The organism is Bacillus solimangrovi (genome assembly GCF_001742425.1).
Lineage (GTDB): Bacteria > Bacillota > Bacilli > Bacillales > Bacillaceae_N > Bacillus_AV > Bacillus_AV solimangrovi.
Map to the genome: position 1 here is coordinate 47,567 of NZ_MJEH01000001.1, position 17,369 is coordinate 64,935.

Consider the following 17,369-nt stretch of genomic DNA (forward strand, 5'->3'; position numbering starts at 1 on the left):
AATATTTGCGCGGATTTAAAATGTAACAAAGTTATAAAATAAAGCGTTTCCACTTAATTCGAATTGGCACGGTTTTTGCATATATAAATTGTGAAAGATTATGAAAGGGTTGAACATGGAATGAAGTTATCAACATTAGTAGAAAAAGCAACCCAAGCAAAGCAAAAAACTGTTGCAGTTGCAGCCGCAGAAGATAGGGAAGTAATTGAAGCAGTGGCGATGGCTTTGGAAGCAAATTTAGCAGCTTTCCAATTGTATGGGAATGAAAAAGAAATTCATGCATTATTAATTGAACGTGGTGTCGACATTGATAATGAAGAAGATCTTACTATTATCCCTGCTTCAACTGGGAAGGAAGCAGCACAATTAGCTGTGCAAGCAGTTAATGATAAAAGGGCAGATGCGGTCATGAAAGGTATGATTCCTACTTCTGTTATCTTAAAAGCAGTTTTAAATAAGGAGTGGGGTTTACGTACTGGTAGTGTATTATCACATGTTGCAGCTTTTGAAATACCAGATTACGATCGCCTAATCTTTGTTACTGATGCAGCAATGAACATCAAACCTACTCTTGAAGAAAAAGCACAAATCATTCGTAACTCTGTTCAAGTTGCTAGAGCACTAGGATTAGAGAAGCCTAAAGTAGCTCCAATTACAGCTGTTGAAGTCGTAAATCCAAACATGGAGGCGACGTTAGATGCAGCAGCTCTTGCACAAATGAGTAATCGTGGACAAATTACAGATTGTATTGTAGATGGACCACTTGCTCTTGATAATGCTATTTCACCAAAAGCAGCAGAGCATAAAGGTGTTGGTGGAGAAGTTGCAGGACAAGCTGATATCTTACTCGTTCCTGCAATTGAAACAGGCAATGTTTTATATAAGTCACTTATGTATTTTGCAAAAGCAAAAGTAGGGGCTGTAATAGCGGGAGCGAAAGCACCAATCGTGCTAACATCCCGTGCGGATTCTGCTGAAAGTAAGTTATACTCACTTGCATTAGCTGTCTGTTCAGCCAAGAATTAGATTGTTTTTATCGATATTGTATTCTTTGTTGTTTAGCATTAAACACCGTTGGCTGAGGGATAAAATAAAGAAGCATGAAGTGACAACCCTAATGCCTATTCACCTTATGTTTATTACTGGTAGGTAGGTGTCTATTGCTTTTCATATAATAAGGACTATTTCCTTTATAACAAAATTATTCACATCATTTTCTTTTATTTTGAAGGAGGAACTACAAATGGAAATTTTTAAATATATGGAGTCTTATGATTACGAGCAATTAGTATTTTGTCAGGATAAAGAGTCTGGTCTAAAGGCAATCATTGCGATTCATGATACAACATTAGGACCTGCTCTTGGTGGAACACGTATGTGGACGTATGAGAATGAGGCAGCAGCAATTGAAGATGCTCTCCGTCTTGCAAAAGGTATGACTTATAAAAATGCAGCAGCTGGTTTGAACTTAGGTGGAGGTAAAACTGTAATTATTGGTGACCCTCGTAAAGATAAAAATGAAGAAATGTTCCGTGCATTCGGTCGTTATATTCAAGGGTTAAACGGTCGTTATATTACTGCTGAAGATGTTGGTACAACAGTTGCAGATATGGATTTAATTCATGAGGAAACAAATTTTGTTACAGGTATTTCACCTGCATTTGGTTCTTCTGGTAATCCTTCACCAGTTACAGCGTATGGTGTATATCGTGGAATGAAAGCAGCTGCAAAAGCAGGATTTGGCTCTGATTCTCTAGAAGGAAAAACTGTAGCAGTTCAAGGTGTCGGAAATGTTGCTTATAATCTATGTAAACACCTTCATGAAGAAGGCGCAAGCTTAATCGTAACTGATATCAATAAGGAAGCAGTACAACGTGCTGTGGAAGATTTCGGTGCAAAGGCAGTAGATCCAGATGAAATCTATGGTGTTGATTGTGATATCTATGCACCATGTGCATTAGGCGCAACAATTAATGATGAAACAATTCCGCAATTAAAGGCGAAAGTCGTTGCAGGTGCAGCTAATAACCAATTAAAAGAAACACGTCATGGTGACACGCTACACGAATTAGGAATAGTTTATGCTCCTGATTACGTTATAAATGCTGGTGGTGTTATTAACGTTGCAGATGAACTATATGGTTACAATAGCGAACGCGCAATGAAAAAAGTTGAGCTCGTATATGATAACATTGAGAGAGTAATCGAAATTGCAAAAAGAGATAACATTCCAACATATAAAGCGGCTGACAAAATGGCTGAAGAGCGTATTGAGAAGATGCGTAATTCACGTAGTCAATTTTTACTTAATGGCCATCATATCCTAAGCCGTCGCTAAAATTAGTATGATTATAAAAGCTTGAACAACACGTTTATTGAATTACGTGTAGTGTTGAAAAACATGTTATACAGCATACATCTTCTAAACCGTGTGCTGTATTGCATGATATGGAGGGTCAAACGTTGCAACATCGAGAAAACAGAATTTTGGTAATTAATCCCGGATCGACTTCTACAAAGATCGGAGTTTTTACAAATGAACAAATGGTCCTTGAGAAAACAATCCGTCATCATGCCGATGAAATCAGCACATACAATTCAATAATTGAGCAATACGATTTTCGTAAGAGCACAATTCTAAAAACACTTGATCGTGAAGGGATTAATATTTCTAAGTTAAGTGCTGTTGTAGGTCGTGGTGGTTTGCTTCGCCCTATTGAGGGTGGTACTTACAGCGTAAATGACGAAATGTTGAAAGATTTGAGAGCTGGGTATGCAGGTGAGCATGCATCGAACTTAGGAGGGATCATCGCTCATGAAATTGCGAGTGGACTGAATATTCCTTCCTATATTGTCGATCCGGTTGTCGTTGATGAGTTCCCAGATATTGCACGTATTTCAGGTATTTCAAAGATTGAACGTCGCAGTATATTCCATGCCCTTAATCAGAAGGCTGTTGCTCGTCGTGTAGCCAAAGAAATGGATAAAAACTATGAAGAATGTCGTTTTATCGTTACTCATATGGGTGGTGGTGTAACGGTCGGTGTGCATGAAAACGGACGTGTCATTGATGTAAATAACGGTTTGCATGGTGATGGTCCCTTCAGTCCGGAGCGTGCAGGTACAGTTCCTGCTGGTGATCTTGTAGCTTTATGTTTCTCTGGTGAGTACTATATGGATGAAATTATGAAGATGTTAGTTGGTAAGGGTGGTTTAGTCGGTTATTTAGGCACAAATGACGCCGTGGAAGTTGAAAAACGCATCACTAACGGTGATGAGCAAGCTAAATTAGTTTATGATGCGATGGCATATCAGATTGCAAAAGAAATTGGTGCAGCGAGTGCGGTGTTAAGTGGTAAGGTTGATAGCATTATTTTAACGGGTGGTCTTGCATACGGGAAAGATTTTGTTAACGAAATCGTTAAACGTGTGGAATGGATTGCAGATGTTAATGTTCAACCAGGAGAGAATGAACTACAAGCTCTTGCAGAGGGTGGATTGCGTGTATTAAATGGGGAAGAACAAGCGAAAGAATATCCCAATCAACCAGCGAAATCAAATATAGAACAATCATAAGGAGGAAACGGTATGGCTCAAAGTTATGACCTCGTCATTCTTGGCGGAGGAACTGGCGGATATGTAGCTGCAATTCGTGCATCCCAGTTAGGATTGAAAACAGCGATTGTTGAAAGTGGTAAATTAGGTGGTACATGTCTTCATAAAGGTTGTATCCCATCAAAAGCCTTATTACGTAGTGCAGAAGTATATGCAACAACTAAGCATGGTGAAGACTTCGGCGTTATTGTGAATGATGTGAAATTAGATTTTGAAAAAGTCCAAGCTCGTAAGCAAGGAATTGTTGATCAATTACATCAAGGTGTACAAGGATTAATGAAAAAGGGCAAGATCGATGTATATGAAGGGTATGGACGCATTCTCGGTCCTTCAATTTTCTCTCCTACAGCTGGAACAATTTCAGTTGAGTATACAGATGGTCGTGAAAATGACATGCTAATACCTAGTAATGTCCTTATTGCCACTGGTTCACGTCCACGTACATTACCTGGCTTAGAGGTAGACAGTGAATATGTTATGACTTCAGACGAAGCATTGAAACTTGAGTCTCTTCCTTCCTCGATTGTAATTGTCGGTGGTGGCGTTATCGGAATTGAGTGGGCATCAATGCTTCATGACTTCGGTGTAGAGGTAACGGTTATTGAATACGCTGATCGTATTCTTCCAACAGAAGACAAAGAAGTTTCTAAAGAAATGCAACGTATTATGAAGAAAAAGGGTATTAAGCTCGTGACAAGTGCAAAGGTTTTACCAGACACACTTGAAAAGGGCGATGGAATTACGATTAAAGCCGAGCATAAGGGTGAAGAAAAGTCATTCTCAGCTGATAAGCTACTTGTATCGGTTGGCCGTGAAGCAAACACGAATGACATCGGCTTACAAAATACAGATATAGAGCTTGAAAAAGGATATATTCAAGTAAATGATTATATGCAAACGAAAGAGACTCATATTTACGCAATTGGCGATGTTATTGGTGGTTTACAGCTTGCACATGTTGCATCTCATGAAGGCATCTTAGCTGTAGAGCATATTGCAGGTGAAAAATGTGAACCGATTGACTATACAATGGTTTCAAAATGCGTGTATTCAAGTCCAGAAATTGCAAGTGTAGGGCTTACAGAAGAAGAAGCGAAAGAACAAGGTTATAATGTGAAAACTGGTAAGTTCCAATTCCGAGCAATTGGTAAAGCTCTCGTATTTGGTGAATCAGATGGTTTTGTTAAATTCGTTACTGATCAAGATAGTGATGACCTACTAGGTGTTCATATGATTGGACCACACGTAACAGATATGATTTCTGAAGCTGGTTTAGCGCGTGTATTAGATGCAACAGCTTGGGAAGTTGCACATACAATTCACCCTCATCCGACATTAGCGGAAGCGATTGGTGAAGCAGCGTTAGCGGTGGATGGTAAAGCAATTCATTCTTAATCTTTTGAGGAGGTATGAAATATGACGGAAAATCGTCATCAAGCATTAGGCTTAAGTGATGAGCAAGTAATGGAAATGTTTGAAACAATGCTATTAGCTCGTAAAATTGATGAGCGTATGTGGTTATTAAATCGTGCAGGTAAAATCCCTTTTGTAATTTCATGTCAAGGTCAAGAAGCAGCACAAGTTGGTGCTGCATATGCACTTGATCTTAAGAAAGATTATGCCCTTCCTTATTATCGTGATCTTGGGGTTGTATTGGCATTTGGAATGACAGCAAAAGAAGTTATGTTATCTGCATTCGCAAAATCAGAAGATCCAAACTCTGGTGGACGTCAAATGCCAGGTCACTTTGGACAAAAGAAAAACCGTATTGTAACTGGTTCATCACCAGTAACAACTCAAGTACCTCATGCAGTAGGTATTTCTTTAGCTGGAAAAATGCGTGGAGATAATATTGTATCGATCGTAACGTTTGGAGAAGGTTCTTCAAACCAAGGTGATTTCCATGAAGGAGCTAACTTTGCAGGGGTACATAAACTACCAGTTATTTTCATGTGTGAAAATAATAAATATGCTATCTCTGTTCCAATTGAACGTCAGTTAGCGTGTGAAAATGTAGCAGATCGCGGAATTGGTTACGGCATGCCAGGTGTTACTGTAGATGGAAATGACCCTCTTGCTGTGTACGAAGCAGCTAAGGAAGCAGCAGAACGTGGACGTCGTGGAGATGGTCCAACATTAATTGAAACGGTATCTTATCGACTTACACCACATTCTAGTGATGATGATGACCGCTATCGTGAAAAAGAAGAGATTGAATCAGAGAAAAAGAAAGACTCAATCTTAACATTTGCCCAATATTTGAAAGATGTTGGTGTGATGACAGAAGAGCAGGAAAAAGCGTTGCATGAAAAAATTCAAGATATCGTTAACGAAGCGACAGATTATGCAGAAGAAGCACCTTACGCACCTGCGGAAGATGCATTGAAATACGTTTACGCTGAATAGGAGGAGAGATCAATATGCCTGTTATGTCTTATATTGAAGCAATAACACGCGCGATGTATGAAGAAATGGAGCGCGATGAGAATGTCTTCGTACTTGGGGAAGATGTTGGGAAAAAGGGTGGAGTATTCCGTGCAACAGACGGTTTATACGATAAATTTGGTGAAGATCGTGTAATTGATACACCACTTGCAGAATCAGCAATTGCTGGAGTTGGAATTGGTGCCGCAATGTACGGTATGCGCCCAGTAGCTGAAATGCAATTTGCAGATTTTATCATGCCTGCAATAAACCAAATCATTTCAGAAGCAGCACGTATACGCTATCGTTCAAATAATGATTGGAGTTGTCCGATGACAATTCGTGCACCATATGGTGGAGGTGTACACGGTGCACTCTATCACTCACAATCTGTTGAAGCAATCTTTGCGAATCAACCAGGTTTGAAAATTGTCATGCCATCAACACCATATGACGCAAAAGGTTTATTAAAGGCAGCGATACGTGATGATGACCCAGTTCTTTTCTTTGAACATAAACGAGCTTATCGTCTCATTAAAGGTGAAGTTCCTGAAGAAGATTATACATTGCCTATCGGAAAGGCTGACGTGAAACGTGAAGGTGAAGATATAACAGTAATTACGTACGGATTATGTGTACATTTTGCACTTCAAGCAGCTGAAAAACTTGAAAATGATGGAATTTCAGCTCATATTTTAGACTTACGTACTGTTTATCCACTTGATAAAGAAGCGATTATTGAAGCTGCTTCAAAAACAGGAAAAGTATTACTTGTTACAGAAGATAACATTGAAGGAAGCATCATGAGTGAAGTATCTGCAATCATCTCTGAGAATTGCCTATTCGATTTAGATGCACCAGTTCGTCGTCTTGCAGGGCCAAATGTGCCAGCAATGCCATATGCTCCGACAATGGAGAAATATTTCATGATTAATCCTGATAAAGTTGAAAAAGCAATGAGAGAGCTTGCTGAATTTTAAAATACAAGAAATGAATTAATTAGTTCGGTCAGTTTAATTAGCTGACTGAACTAACAGTAATCATCATATGAGGAGGTCTTTCCATTGGCTGTTGAAAAAATCAATATGCCTCAGTTAGGGGAGAGTGTAACAGAAGGTACGATCACAAGTTGGCTCGTATCGGTTGGGGACAAAGTAAAAAAATATGACCCTCTAGCTGAAGTACAGACAGATAAGGTAAGTGCAGAAGTACCATCTTCATTCGAAGGAACTATCACTGAATTAGTTGCTGGTGAAGGTGAAACAATTGCGGTAGGCGAATTAATTTGCCATGTTGAAACAGAAGCTGGTGGTGCAGCAGAAAAGCCGAAAAACGAAGAAAAGAAAGTAGAGAAATCTACAGCACCGAAACAACAAGCTTCCAATGAAGATCAAGCTAATAAACGTCGTTACTCACCAGCTGTTCTACGAATGGCACAAGAGAATGATATTGATCTTGAACAAGTACAAGGTTCTGGTAAAGGCGGACGCATTACTCGTAAAGATTTACAACAAATAATTGAATCGGGTAATGTTCCAAAAGCAAATGGTGTGAAGCAAGAGGCTCCTGTAGAACAATCAGCTCCTGCTCAAGCTCAGCAGCCTATTGCAGTACCAGATCAACCATCATTGTCTGCTCCGGCAAAAGCACCAGAGGTTCCTGTTGCAGCTGGTGATATTGAAATTCCTGTTTCAGGAGTTCGTAAAGCGATTGCGTCTAATATGCTTCGTAGTAAGCATGAAGCACCTCATGCATGGACGATGGTTGAAGTAGACGTTACAAATCTCGTTAATTATAGAAATAATATTAAAAATGAATTCAAACAAAAAGAAGGCTTTAGTCTAACGTTCTTCGCGTTCTTCGTGAAAGCTGTATCGCAAGCATTGAAGGAATTCCCAATGATCAATTCAATGTGGGCTGGAGATAAGATTATCCAGAAGAAAGATATTAACATCTCAATTGCTGTAGCGACAGATGATGCACTTTTTGTTCCAGTTATTAAAAATGCAGATGAGAAAACGATTAAAGGAATTGCCCGGGAAATTACAGATCTTGCTCAAAAAGTTCGTACAGGTAAAATTAGTTCTGCAGATATGCAGGGTGGCACGTTCACTGTAAATAATACGGGTTCATTCGGTTCTGTTCAATCTTCTGGTATCATTAACTATCCTCAAGCAGCGATTCTTCAAGTTGAGTCAATTGTGAAGCGTCCAGTTGTAATGGACAATGGCATGATTGGTGTGCGTGATATGGTTAACCTCTGTTTATCACTTGATCATCGTGTACTTGATGGACTTGTATGTGGTCGTTTCTTAGCTCGAGTTAAAGAAATTTTGGAAAAGACTTCAGAAGAAAATACATCAGTGTATTAATTTGAATGATTGACCGCAAATCCCACCTTAAGGATTTGCGGTTTTTTTGAATGAAATTTGATAGAAACGTATAAAACTTTGTCATGTTCTCTCGTCAATCATGATATTCATTTGTCATCATATTGAAGCGTGATTCATTTTGTACTACTATAAGAATAAGAGATGATTGAAAATTTTTATAAGTATGAACTTGAAATTTGGAGAAGAAAGGGGTGAAGGGATAACGCAAATTCGCGTTATCCAAAAAAGAATGACTGAAGAAAAGCAAAACATAGACTTAAACATATTCAGTGAATTCCCTGTTCCAAAGATGGAAGAATGGATAGAAACAGTGGAGAAATCATTAAAAGGGATACCGGTTAATAGGTTATATACACATACATACGAGGGAATTCAATTAAAACCGATTTATCTGAAGGAGGATGCATCACATTTACTGCATATGAGTGATCTTCCTGGTGAAGGTAGTTATGTACGAGGTACACAGCGGTTAGGAAATGCAGGTACACCTTGGAAAGTTGCACAAGAAATTTATGGGGAAACACCTGAAATGTATAATGAGCGTTTGAAAAAAGATATCGAACGAGGTTTAACGATGATTAATATACCGTTTGATGAAGCAGTTCAAAACGGTTTAGATGCTGATGAAGCTAATAGTGATAGTGTTGGAAAAAATGGAATGTCGTTTACTTCTATTGAAGATTGGAAGATAGCGCTTAATGGAATTGATATAACTAAATATCCAATTTATTTACAAGCGGGTTACAGTACGTCAGTACTGTTAGCTTCATTTCTAGCATTTGCTGATAAGGAAAGTGTGAACAAGAATAAACTAACGGTATTTGGTGGGTTTGATTATTTTGGAACATTGGCAATGACTAGTACAGCACCATTTGATTATGAACGAGCGCTCGATTTGTATGAGCAAACGACTAACTGGACTGTGAAACATGCCTCGAATATTCGTACTATTCTGATTCAAGGTGAGCCGTATGCACGTGCAGGTGCTTCAGCTGTTCAGGAGCTTGGTTTTGCTATCTCTGCGGGTGTAGAAATATTACGTAGTTTAGTTGATCGAGGGATAGGTATTGAACAGGCTGCTAAGCAGATTTATTTTTCATTTAGTATAGGTTCGAATGTGTTCATGGAAATTGCTAAGTTTCGCTCTGCTAAAATGATTTGGGCTAAGATAATTGAAGCATTTGGTGGTAGTGAAGAGGCGAAGAAAATGTACATTCATGCTCGCACATCTACTTATAATAAAACAAAGTTTGATCCGTATGTAAATATGTTGCGAACAACAACAGAAGCTTTCTCAGCTGCTGTAGGAGGTGTTGACAGTATGCACGTCGCACCGTTTGATGAACCTGTTCGCAATCCAGATGAGTTCTCAAGAAGAATATCTCGTAATACACAAATTATATTGCAAGAAGAGTCACAACTTAATAAAGTAGCTGATCCTGCTGGAGGTTCATGGTACGTTGAATCATTAACGAATGAGCTAGCAGAAAAAGCATGGAATCTATTTACACAAGTGGAGCAACACGGTGGGATGAATGCTGCATTGAAAAATGATTTCGTTCAATCAAACATTGCAAATATAGCAAACAAAAGGCAATTAGACTATGAAATAAGGAAATCGAGAATTGTTGGTACAAATATGTATCCGAACTTAGATGAAAAACGATTATCTTCACACGAAGAACAACAAACTATTCAGGGAAGAATTGAAGAGGTTTCAATTTATAAGTCAGGTAATGATGTAAGCGGTATCAAAATAGAGACATATAATGACATGATCAATGCTTTTAGAAACGGTGCAACCATTGGTAAAGTCATGTCTCACATTGGAAATAAAATGATTACTATTAATCCACTATCAATCCGTCGAGCAGCAGAATCATTTGAACAACTACGTGAAGCAATGGATAAGTATGTCCAAAAAAACGGATTAAAGCCAAAAGTCTTCCTCGCAAATTTAGGTCCAATTCCTAAGCATAAAGCAAGAGCAGATTTTGTTTCAGGATTTTTTGCAGCGGGTGGATTTGAGTCGATTACGAATGACGGTTTCTTAACTGCTGAAGAGGTTGCAAAAGCAACGAGTGAATCAGGTGCGATAGCAGCGGTGATTTGTGGTTCTGATGAAAGTTATCTAGAGATTGGAACTGAAGTTGCAAAGCAAATAAAAGAACAGAGTGAACATATGAAGCTTTACTTAGCTGGTAATCCAACTGAAGACTTAGCAGATAAACTTAAAGTAGCTGGTGTTGATGAGTTTGTACATTTGAAAGCTAACTGTTATGACATCCTAGTACGCTTGCAAGAGGCGAAGGGGGTACTCGCATGAGTATGATTCCAGATTTTAAGAAAATGAGTTTTGAAACAAGCAAAAATGATGTGAATCTTGACGAATGGAAGCAAAAAGTTGAGCAGGAAGTCGATCAATCATTCGATGATTTGTTATTTCGTACGAACGAACAAATTGATGTAAAACCTGCTTATACAGAAGCAGATACAAAAGATTATAAGCATGTTGATTATATGTCGGGTATTCCCCCATATTTACGTGGTCCATATCCAACTATGTATGTGACAAGACCTTGGACTGTTCGCCAGTATGCTGGTTTTTCAACAGCAGAAGAAAGTAATGCGTTTTACCGTAGAAACCTTGCAGCTGGACAAAAGGGTCTGTCTGTAGCATTCGATCTTGCAACACACCGCGGTTATGATTCAGATCATGAACGTGTTGTTGGTGATGTTGGAAAAGCAGGTGTAGCAATTGATTCAATTGCAGATATGAAAATCTTATTTGATGGTATCCCACTCGATCAAATGTCTGTTTCAATGACAATGAATGGGGCTGTACTACCAATTATGGCGTTCTATATTGTGACGGCAGAAGAGCAAGGTGTGAAACCAGAAGAGCTTTCGGGTACAATCCAAAATGACATTTTAAAAGAATACATGGTTCGAAACACGTATATTTACCCACCAGAAATGTCGATGAAGATTATTGCAGATATTTTTGAGTATACGTCTCAGAAAATGCCTCGTTTCAATAGTATCAGTATTTCTGGTTATCACTTGCAAGAAGCAGGTGCGCCAGCCGACATTGAGTTAGCATATACGTTAGCAGACGGTCTTGAATATGTACGTACTGGTTTAGCTGCTGGTATTGATATTGATAAGTTTGCACCACGTTTATCTTTCTTCTGGGCAATTGGCATGAACTACTTTATGGAAGTAGCGAAAATGCGTGCAGGTCGACTTATTTGGGCTAAAATGATGAAAGAATTTAATCCGAAGAACACGAAGTCAATGGCATTACGAACACACTCTCAAACATCTGGCTGGAGTTTAACAGAACAAGATCCTTTCAATAATGTAACACGTACGTGTATAGAGGCGATGGCTTCTGCACTCGGTCATACACAGTCATTGCATACGAATGCATTAGATGAGGCGATCGCACTTCCAACTGATTTCTCAGCACGTATTGCTCGTAATACCCAACTTTATCTCCAAGATGAAACGGGCATAACTGATGTCGTTGATCCATGGGCAGGTTCTTATTATGTTGAGTATTTAACAGCGAAGCTTGTTGAGCGTGCTTGGACACATATTGAAGAGATTGAACAATTAGGTGGTATGGCAAAGGCAATCGAAACAGGTGTACCTAAGATGCGTATTGAAGAAGCTGCTGCACGCCGTCAAGCGCATATTGATTCTGGTAAGGAATCAATTATTGGTATGAATAAATATCGTTTAGAGAAAGAAGATCCGATTGATATTTTAGAAGTAGATAACACGGCTGTTCGTAATCAGCAGCTAGAGCGATTGAAGGAATTGAAGGGAAATCGTGACCAAGCTAAAGTGGAATCAGCTTTACAAGCCATCACAAAGGCAGCTGAAACAGGAGAAGGTAATTTGTTAGAACTTTCAGTAGAAGCAGCACGTGTGAGAGCAACACTTGGGGAAATTTCTGACGCAATTGAGAAGGTAAGCGGTAGACATAAGGCAATGATTCGTTCAATTAGTGGAGTATATAGCAGTGAATTTTCGAATGAAGAAGAAATAACAACAGTGAAGAAGATGGCAGATGAATTTCTTGAGAAAGAAGGACGTCGCCCACGTATTATGGTAGCAAAGATGGGGCAAGATGGCCATGATCGAGGAGCAAAGGTTATTGCTACAGCATTTGCGGATTTAGGTTTTGATGTTGATGTGGGTCCATTATTCCAAACACCTGAAGAAACAGCGCTTCAAGCAGTAGAGAATGACGTTCATGCTATTGGAATGAGTTCGCTTGCTGCCGGACATAAAACATTGCTCCCTCAATTAGTGAATGAACTGAAAAAACTTGATCGAGAGGACATAGTAGTAGTTATTGGTGGTGTTATTCCAGCACAAGATTATGACTATTTAACTGAACATGGTGCCGCAGCGATCTTTGGTCCTGGTACGGTCATTCCAGTTGCTGCACAAAAGGTAATTGAGGAAATCAGCCACCGTTTAGATGAGGTTGAGGAGTTGATTTAATGACTCGAGAGAACGATAAACGTCCTGAATGGATACCAAAAGATGCAACGGAAGGGTTTGCAACACGAATCATGAGTGGAGTAGAGCAAGAAGAAGTCAAACAGGCCCCTTCGTCAAAAAGGAAACAGCGTAAACTCGCAGATTATGTATCAGGTGTTCGCAACAATGATCGTACGATTCTTGCAAAGGGGATTACATTAATTGAAAGCAATGCACCAAAGCATATTCATTCTGCTCAACGATTGTTGAATGAGTTACTTCCTCATACGGGTCATTCTTTGCGAATAGGTATTACAGGTGTTCCGGGTGCGGGAAAGAGTACGTTCATTGAAGCACTTGGTAGTTATTTATGTGAACAAGGTTTGCAAGTTGCTGTATTGGCAGTTGATCCTTCTAGTAGCGTAACAGGAGGAAGTATTCTCGGTGATAAGACAAGAATGGAGTCCCTTTCACGAAATCCTCGAGCTTTCATTCGACCTTCACCATCTGCTGGCACTCTTGGAGGTGTAACTCGAAAAACACGAGAAACGATGCTTTTATGTGAAGCAGCAGGTTATGATGTAATTCTTATTGAAACAATTGGTGTCGGACAGAGTGAGATAGCAGTGAGATCAATGGTAGATATGTTTGTGTTACTTGTACTTACAGGTGCAGGGGATGACTTGCAAGGTATGAAAAAAGGTGTAATGGAGCTTGCTGACTTGTTAATTGTTAATAAGGCAGACGGTGATAATAAACGCATGGCAGAAGTTGCACGAAATGAATATGAACAAATCCTTCATTATTTACGACCTGCGACTGATGCATGGCAAACTAAAGCGTTAATATGTTCTGCTTTACATCATAATCACATTGATACCGTATGGGAGCAAATGAAACAGTTTGAACATATAACAAAACAATCAGGTGTTTTTGAAAAACGTCGCCAATTGCAAACGAAAGAATGGGTATATACGATGATTAAGGAAAGGCTGGAAGCAGATTTTTTCAATCACCCGTTTGTCAAAGAAAAAATGCCATCAATTGAACAAGCTGTTATTGAAGGGAAGCAACCTGTTACACAAGCGGTTCGAGAGTTATTTGATGAGTATGAGAAATAAATTCAATCTTGATAAATACGTTAAATCATTTAAGGTGTGTATTTAACTAAATTTCATTTTTTATGATAAAGTAACAAATGATTATTGTGTAGATATAAGTAAATCGAACATTTGAATAAAAAAAGAAGGTGAGTGTTGGGGGAAACCTCACCTTCTAATCTAGGGAGTCTAGGGGTATGGGACCTAGATCTAATTATAGTATTCCACGTTTGAAATCTTTTAAACCATTTTTTGTAGTTATTATAAAACTGTGTTTTCATAGTGCAAAAGTGAGTTTGATTGATTATCGTAATAATTGCTGGTACGATACGTTTATGAACGGTTAAAGGAGTGAATGATATGAGTTTTAATATGTTTATGGATATGAATCAAATTGTTGAACAAGCTCGAGGAGAGGCAGAGCAAGCCGGATACACATCTTTACGTACACCCGAAGAAGTTGATGAAGCATTCAAAAAACAAGGAACCACGCTTGTCTTAATCAATTCAGTATGTGGTTGTGCTGGTGGAATTGCTCGTCCAGCGGCAGGGAATGCTATCCATTATGATAAACGACCAGATCAATTAGTTACGGTTTTTGCTGGTCAAGATAAAGAAGCAACATCGAGAGCACGAGAGTTTTTTGAAGGTTATCCACCATCATCTCCGTCATTTGCACTTTTGAAAGATGGTAAAATACAAACAATGGTTGAACGACATGACATTGAAGGATTTGAACCAATGGCAGTGATTCAAAAGTTGCAAACAGCATTTGAGAAGCATTGTGATGAAATATGATCAAAAGATCGCCTTTAGGCGGTCTTTTTTTTATAGAATAATTATTTTGTTAATGACAACAGATCCAAGCTTAAGTAAATTTTACGAGTTTAACAGTCAGAATTTGATGCAGTTTGGGTATTTCTATTCTCTAATATTTGAAAATAGAGAATATTTTTTATAGTTTATCTATTTGAATTTGTATTGCTTATTTTTCTTGGCGTGTTAAAATACAAATCAACGCATAAATATTAATTAAAACTAATAAATATTAATTTTTATTACATCTAGGAGGAGAGACTATGAAAAAATTAATTATGATTTTCATGCTTGTTATCTTTGCTGGTGTCCTTACAGCGTGTGGGGCTAGCGGTAATGAAGAGGGACAAGCTTCAAACGAAAAAGAAACAACATCTAAGGAGAAGAAAGTACTTGTAATGGGAACATCAGCAGATTATCCGCCTTTTGAATTTGTACAAACATCACAAGGTGAAGATATTATTGGTTTTGATATTGACTTAGCAAATGCAATTGCAGAAAAGTTGGATTATGAAATTGAAATTAAAGATATTGATTTTAGTGGTCTTATTCCAGCCTTACAATCTAACAAAATTGATTTTGTTTTATCAAGTATGACACCTACTGAAGAGCGTAAAGAAAACGTTGATTTCTCGCAAATCTATTATGAAGCTAATCATATGATCGTATCACCTACAGAATCTAATATTGGGAAAATTGAAGAATTAGAAGGTAAGACGGTTGGGGTACAACTTGCTTCTATCCAAGCAGATAAAGCTGAAGAGATTAAAGAGAATGTAGATATTACAATTGAGAGTCGCAATCGTATTCCCGAGCTTGTTCAAGAAATGAAAGCTGGTCGCTTTGATGCAGCAATTATCGAAGATACAGTGGCAAAGGGTTATCTTGATAAAAATGAGGATTTAACCGGTTTTGTTATTGAGAACGCTGAAGAGGCAGGGACAGCAGCTGCATTTCCTAAAAACAGTGAGTTAGTTGAAGAATTTGACCAAGCTATCACTGAGTTAAAGGAAAGTGGTGAACTTGAAGAAATGATAAAGAAATGGTTTGATTCTGAAGAGTCACAATAATAGGTCAAGATAATCGAAGGAGGGCTTAATGCTCTCCTTTCTTAACTACTATTTGAGAGGATTGAGGAGATGGGCTTAGATTTTCAGCAAATCGTACCATCAATACCTTATATATTAAAAGGAATTTTTGTTACGGTACAAATTGTACTTGTGAGTGCGTTAGTTGGTTTCACTCTCGGAACGCTCTTATCATTATTTAAAATTGGTCGTGTACGTGCGTTAGTGTGGATTGCTGATGCGTATACATCGATTTTCCGTGGCACTCCACTAATTTTACAATTAATGATTATTTATTATGGATTGCCTCAATTAATCGGCTTTGATATTCCACCTTTTCTAGCAGCAGTAGGTGCTTTTGGGCTTAATTCAGCTGCATATGTATCTGAAATAATACGAGCAGGTATTGGTGCAATTGATAAAGGACAACGTGAAGCAGCAATGGCACTTGGTATTCCTTATCGTAAAATGATGAAAGATGTTATCTTACCACAAGCATTAAAAAATATTTTACCCGCACTTATGAATGAATTTATAACATTAACGAAAGAATCAGCGGTTGTAATGGTAATCGGTGTGACAGATATTATGCGCCGCTCTTATATTGTAGGTGGAGAATTATATGCCTTCTTCGAACCAATGTTATTTGTTGGATTAATCTATTGGATTATGGTGATGGGGTTAACTCTTCTTGGTAAAGGGCTTGAAAGGAGAATGAGTCGCAGTGATTAAAATTGAGAGTTTACACAAGTCATATGGAAAGTTAGAAGTGTTAAAAGGAGTTTCTACAGAAATTAATCAAGGTGACGTAGTTTCAATTATCGGTCCTTCTGGTTCTGGGAAGTCAACGTTACTTCGTTGTATGAATCTTTTAGAAGAACCATCAGATGGACAAATTTGGATAGGGCATGATGAGATTACGAATCCGAAAACGGATGTTATGGAACTTCGCCAGCGTTTAGGTATGGTATTTCAGCATTTTCACTTGTTTCCACACATGACAGTATTAGAAAATTTAACGTATGCTCCGATTAATGTAAAGAAAATGTCCAAAAAAGAAGCTGAAGCAGTTGGTCGTGAACTACTAGATAAAGTAGGACTGCTAGAAAAAGCTAATGATTATCCGAACCGACTTTCTGGTGGTCAGAAGCAACGTGTGGCAATTGCACGAGCATTAGCGATGTCACCTGAAGCTATGTTATTTGATGAGCCTACATCTGCACTTGATCCCGAAATGGTAAAAGAAGTGTTAGAAGTTATGAAAGACTTGGCGAAGAGTGGAATGACGATGGCAATTGTAACACATGAAATGGGATTTGCTCGTGAAGTGGCAGATCGTGTGCTTTTCTTAGATGAAGGAAAATTAGTAGAGGAAGCATCTCCATCAGAGTTCTTTACGAACCCAAAAACAGAACGTGCACAAAACTTTCTTGAAAAAATCTTATAGATTGAGTATA

General features: G+C 38.4%; 14 protein-coding genes. All 14 read left to right on the plus strand.

Features of this window, described 5'->3' with window-relative positions; all coding sequences use genetic code 11:
• Positions 1-120: 120 nt before the first annotated feature.
• A complete protein-coding gene (gene yqiS / locus BFG57_RS00235) occupies positions 121-1,026 on the plus strand; it encodes a phosphate butyryltransferase (protein WP_069715440.1) in 906 nt (301 codons plus the stop codon).
• Positions 1,027-1,243: 217 nt separating this feature from the next.
• Complete coding sequence (bcd, locus tag BFG57_RS00240; protein WP_069715441.1) at positions 1,244-2,338, plus strand: branched-chain amino acid dehydrogenase; 1,095 nt, start codon at positions 1,244-1,246, stop codon at positions 2,336-2,338.
• Positions 2,339-2,448: 110 nt separating this feature from the next.
• The gene (gene buk, locus BFG57_RS00245; RefSeq protein ID WP_069715442.1) at positions 2,449-3,576 is read left to right on the plus strand and encodes a butyrate kinase; all 1,128 of its coding nucleotides are present in this window, start codon (positions 2,449-2,451) and stop codon (positions 3,574-3,576) included.
• A gap of 12 nt (positions 3,577-3,588) precedes the next feature.
• Positions 3,589-5,010: a dihydrolipoyl dehydrogenase gene (gene lpdA, locus BFG57_RS00250; RefSeq protein ID WP_069715443.1), complete on the plus strand. Its 1,422-nt coding sequence runs from the start codon at positions 3,589-3,591 to the stop codon at positions 5,008-5,010.
• A gap of 21 nt (positions 5,011-5,031) precedes the next feature.
• The gene (locus tag BFG57_RS00255) at positions 5,032-6,021 is read left to right on the plus strand and encodes a thiamine pyrophosphate-dependent dehydrogenase E1 component subunit alpha (RefSeq protein ID WP_069715444.1); all 990 of its coding nucleotides are present in this window, start codon (positions 5,032-5,034) and stop codon (positions 6,019-6,021) included.
• Between the two features lie 14 nt (positions 6,022-6,035).
• Entirely contained in the window at positions 6,036-7,019 is a 984-nt protein-coding gene (locus tag BFG57_RS00260; RefSeq protein ID WP_069715445.1) for an alpha-ketoacid dehydrogenase subunit beta, read from the plus strand.
• An 84-nt stretch (positions 7,020-7,103) separates the two neighbouring features.
• A complete protein-coding gene (locus tag BFG57_RS00265; RefSeq protein WP_069715446.1) occupies positions 7,104-8,411 on the plus strand; it encodes a dihydrolipoamide acetyltransferase family protein in 1,308 nt (435 codons plus the stop codon).
• 184 nt (positions 8,412-8,595) lie between these two features.
• Positions 8,596-10,758 (plus strand): methylmalonyl-CoA mutase family protein, encoded by a 2,163-nt coding sequence (locus tag BFG57_RS00270; RefSeq protein ID WP_083248973.1) that lies wholly within the window; start codon positions 8,596-8,598, stop codon positions 10,756-10,758.
• Entirely contained in the window at positions 10,755-12,950 is a 2,196-nt protein-coding gene (gene scpA, locus BFG57_RS00275) for a methylmalonyl-CoA mutase (RefSeq protein WP_069715447.1), read from the plus strand. Before BFG57_RS00270 ends, scpA begins: the two co-directional genes overlap by 4 nt.
• Positions 12,950-14,050, plus strand: a complete 1,101-nt coding sequence (gene meaB, locus BFG57_RS00280; RefSeq protein WP_069715448.1) for a methylmalonyl Co-A mutase-associated GTPase MeaB — start codon at positions 12,950-12,952, stop codon at positions 14,048-14,050. The genes scpA and meaB overlap by 1 nt, the downstream gene beginning before the upstream one ends.
• A 339-nt stretch (positions 14,051-14,389) precedes the next feature.
• Positions 14,390-14,827, plus strand: a complete 438-nt coding sequence (locus BFG57_RS00285) for a BrxA/BrxB family bacilliredoxin (RefSeq protein ID WP_069715449.1) — start codon at positions 14,390-14,392, stop codon at positions 14,825-14,827.
• 281 nt (positions 14,828-15,108) lie between these two features.
• The gene (locus BFG57_RS00290; RefSeq protein WP_069715450.1) at positions 15,109-15,915 is read left to right on the plus strand and encodes a transporter substrate-binding domain-containing protein; all 807 of its coding nucleotides are present in this window, start codon (positions 15,109-15,111) and stop codon (positions 15,913-15,915) included.
• A 69-nt stretch (positions 15,916-15,984) separates the two neighbouring features.
• On the plus strand, positions 15,985-16,644 hold the full coding sequence (locus BFG57_RS00295; RefSeq protein WP_069715451.1) for an amino acid ABC transporter permease: 660 nt from the start codon (positions 15,985-15,987) through the stop codon (positions 16,642-16,644).
• Positions 16,637-17,359 carry an amino acid ABC transporter ATP-binding protein gene (locus BFG57_RS00300; protein WP_069715452.1) on the plus strand — a complete coding sequence of 241 codons (723 nt, stop codon included), beginning with the start codon at positions 16,637-16,639 and terminating at the stop codon, positions 17,357-17,359. Before BFG57_RS00295 ends, BFG57_RS00300 begins: the two co-directional genes overlap by 8 nt.
• Positions 17,360-17,369 lie beyond the last annotated feature (10 nt).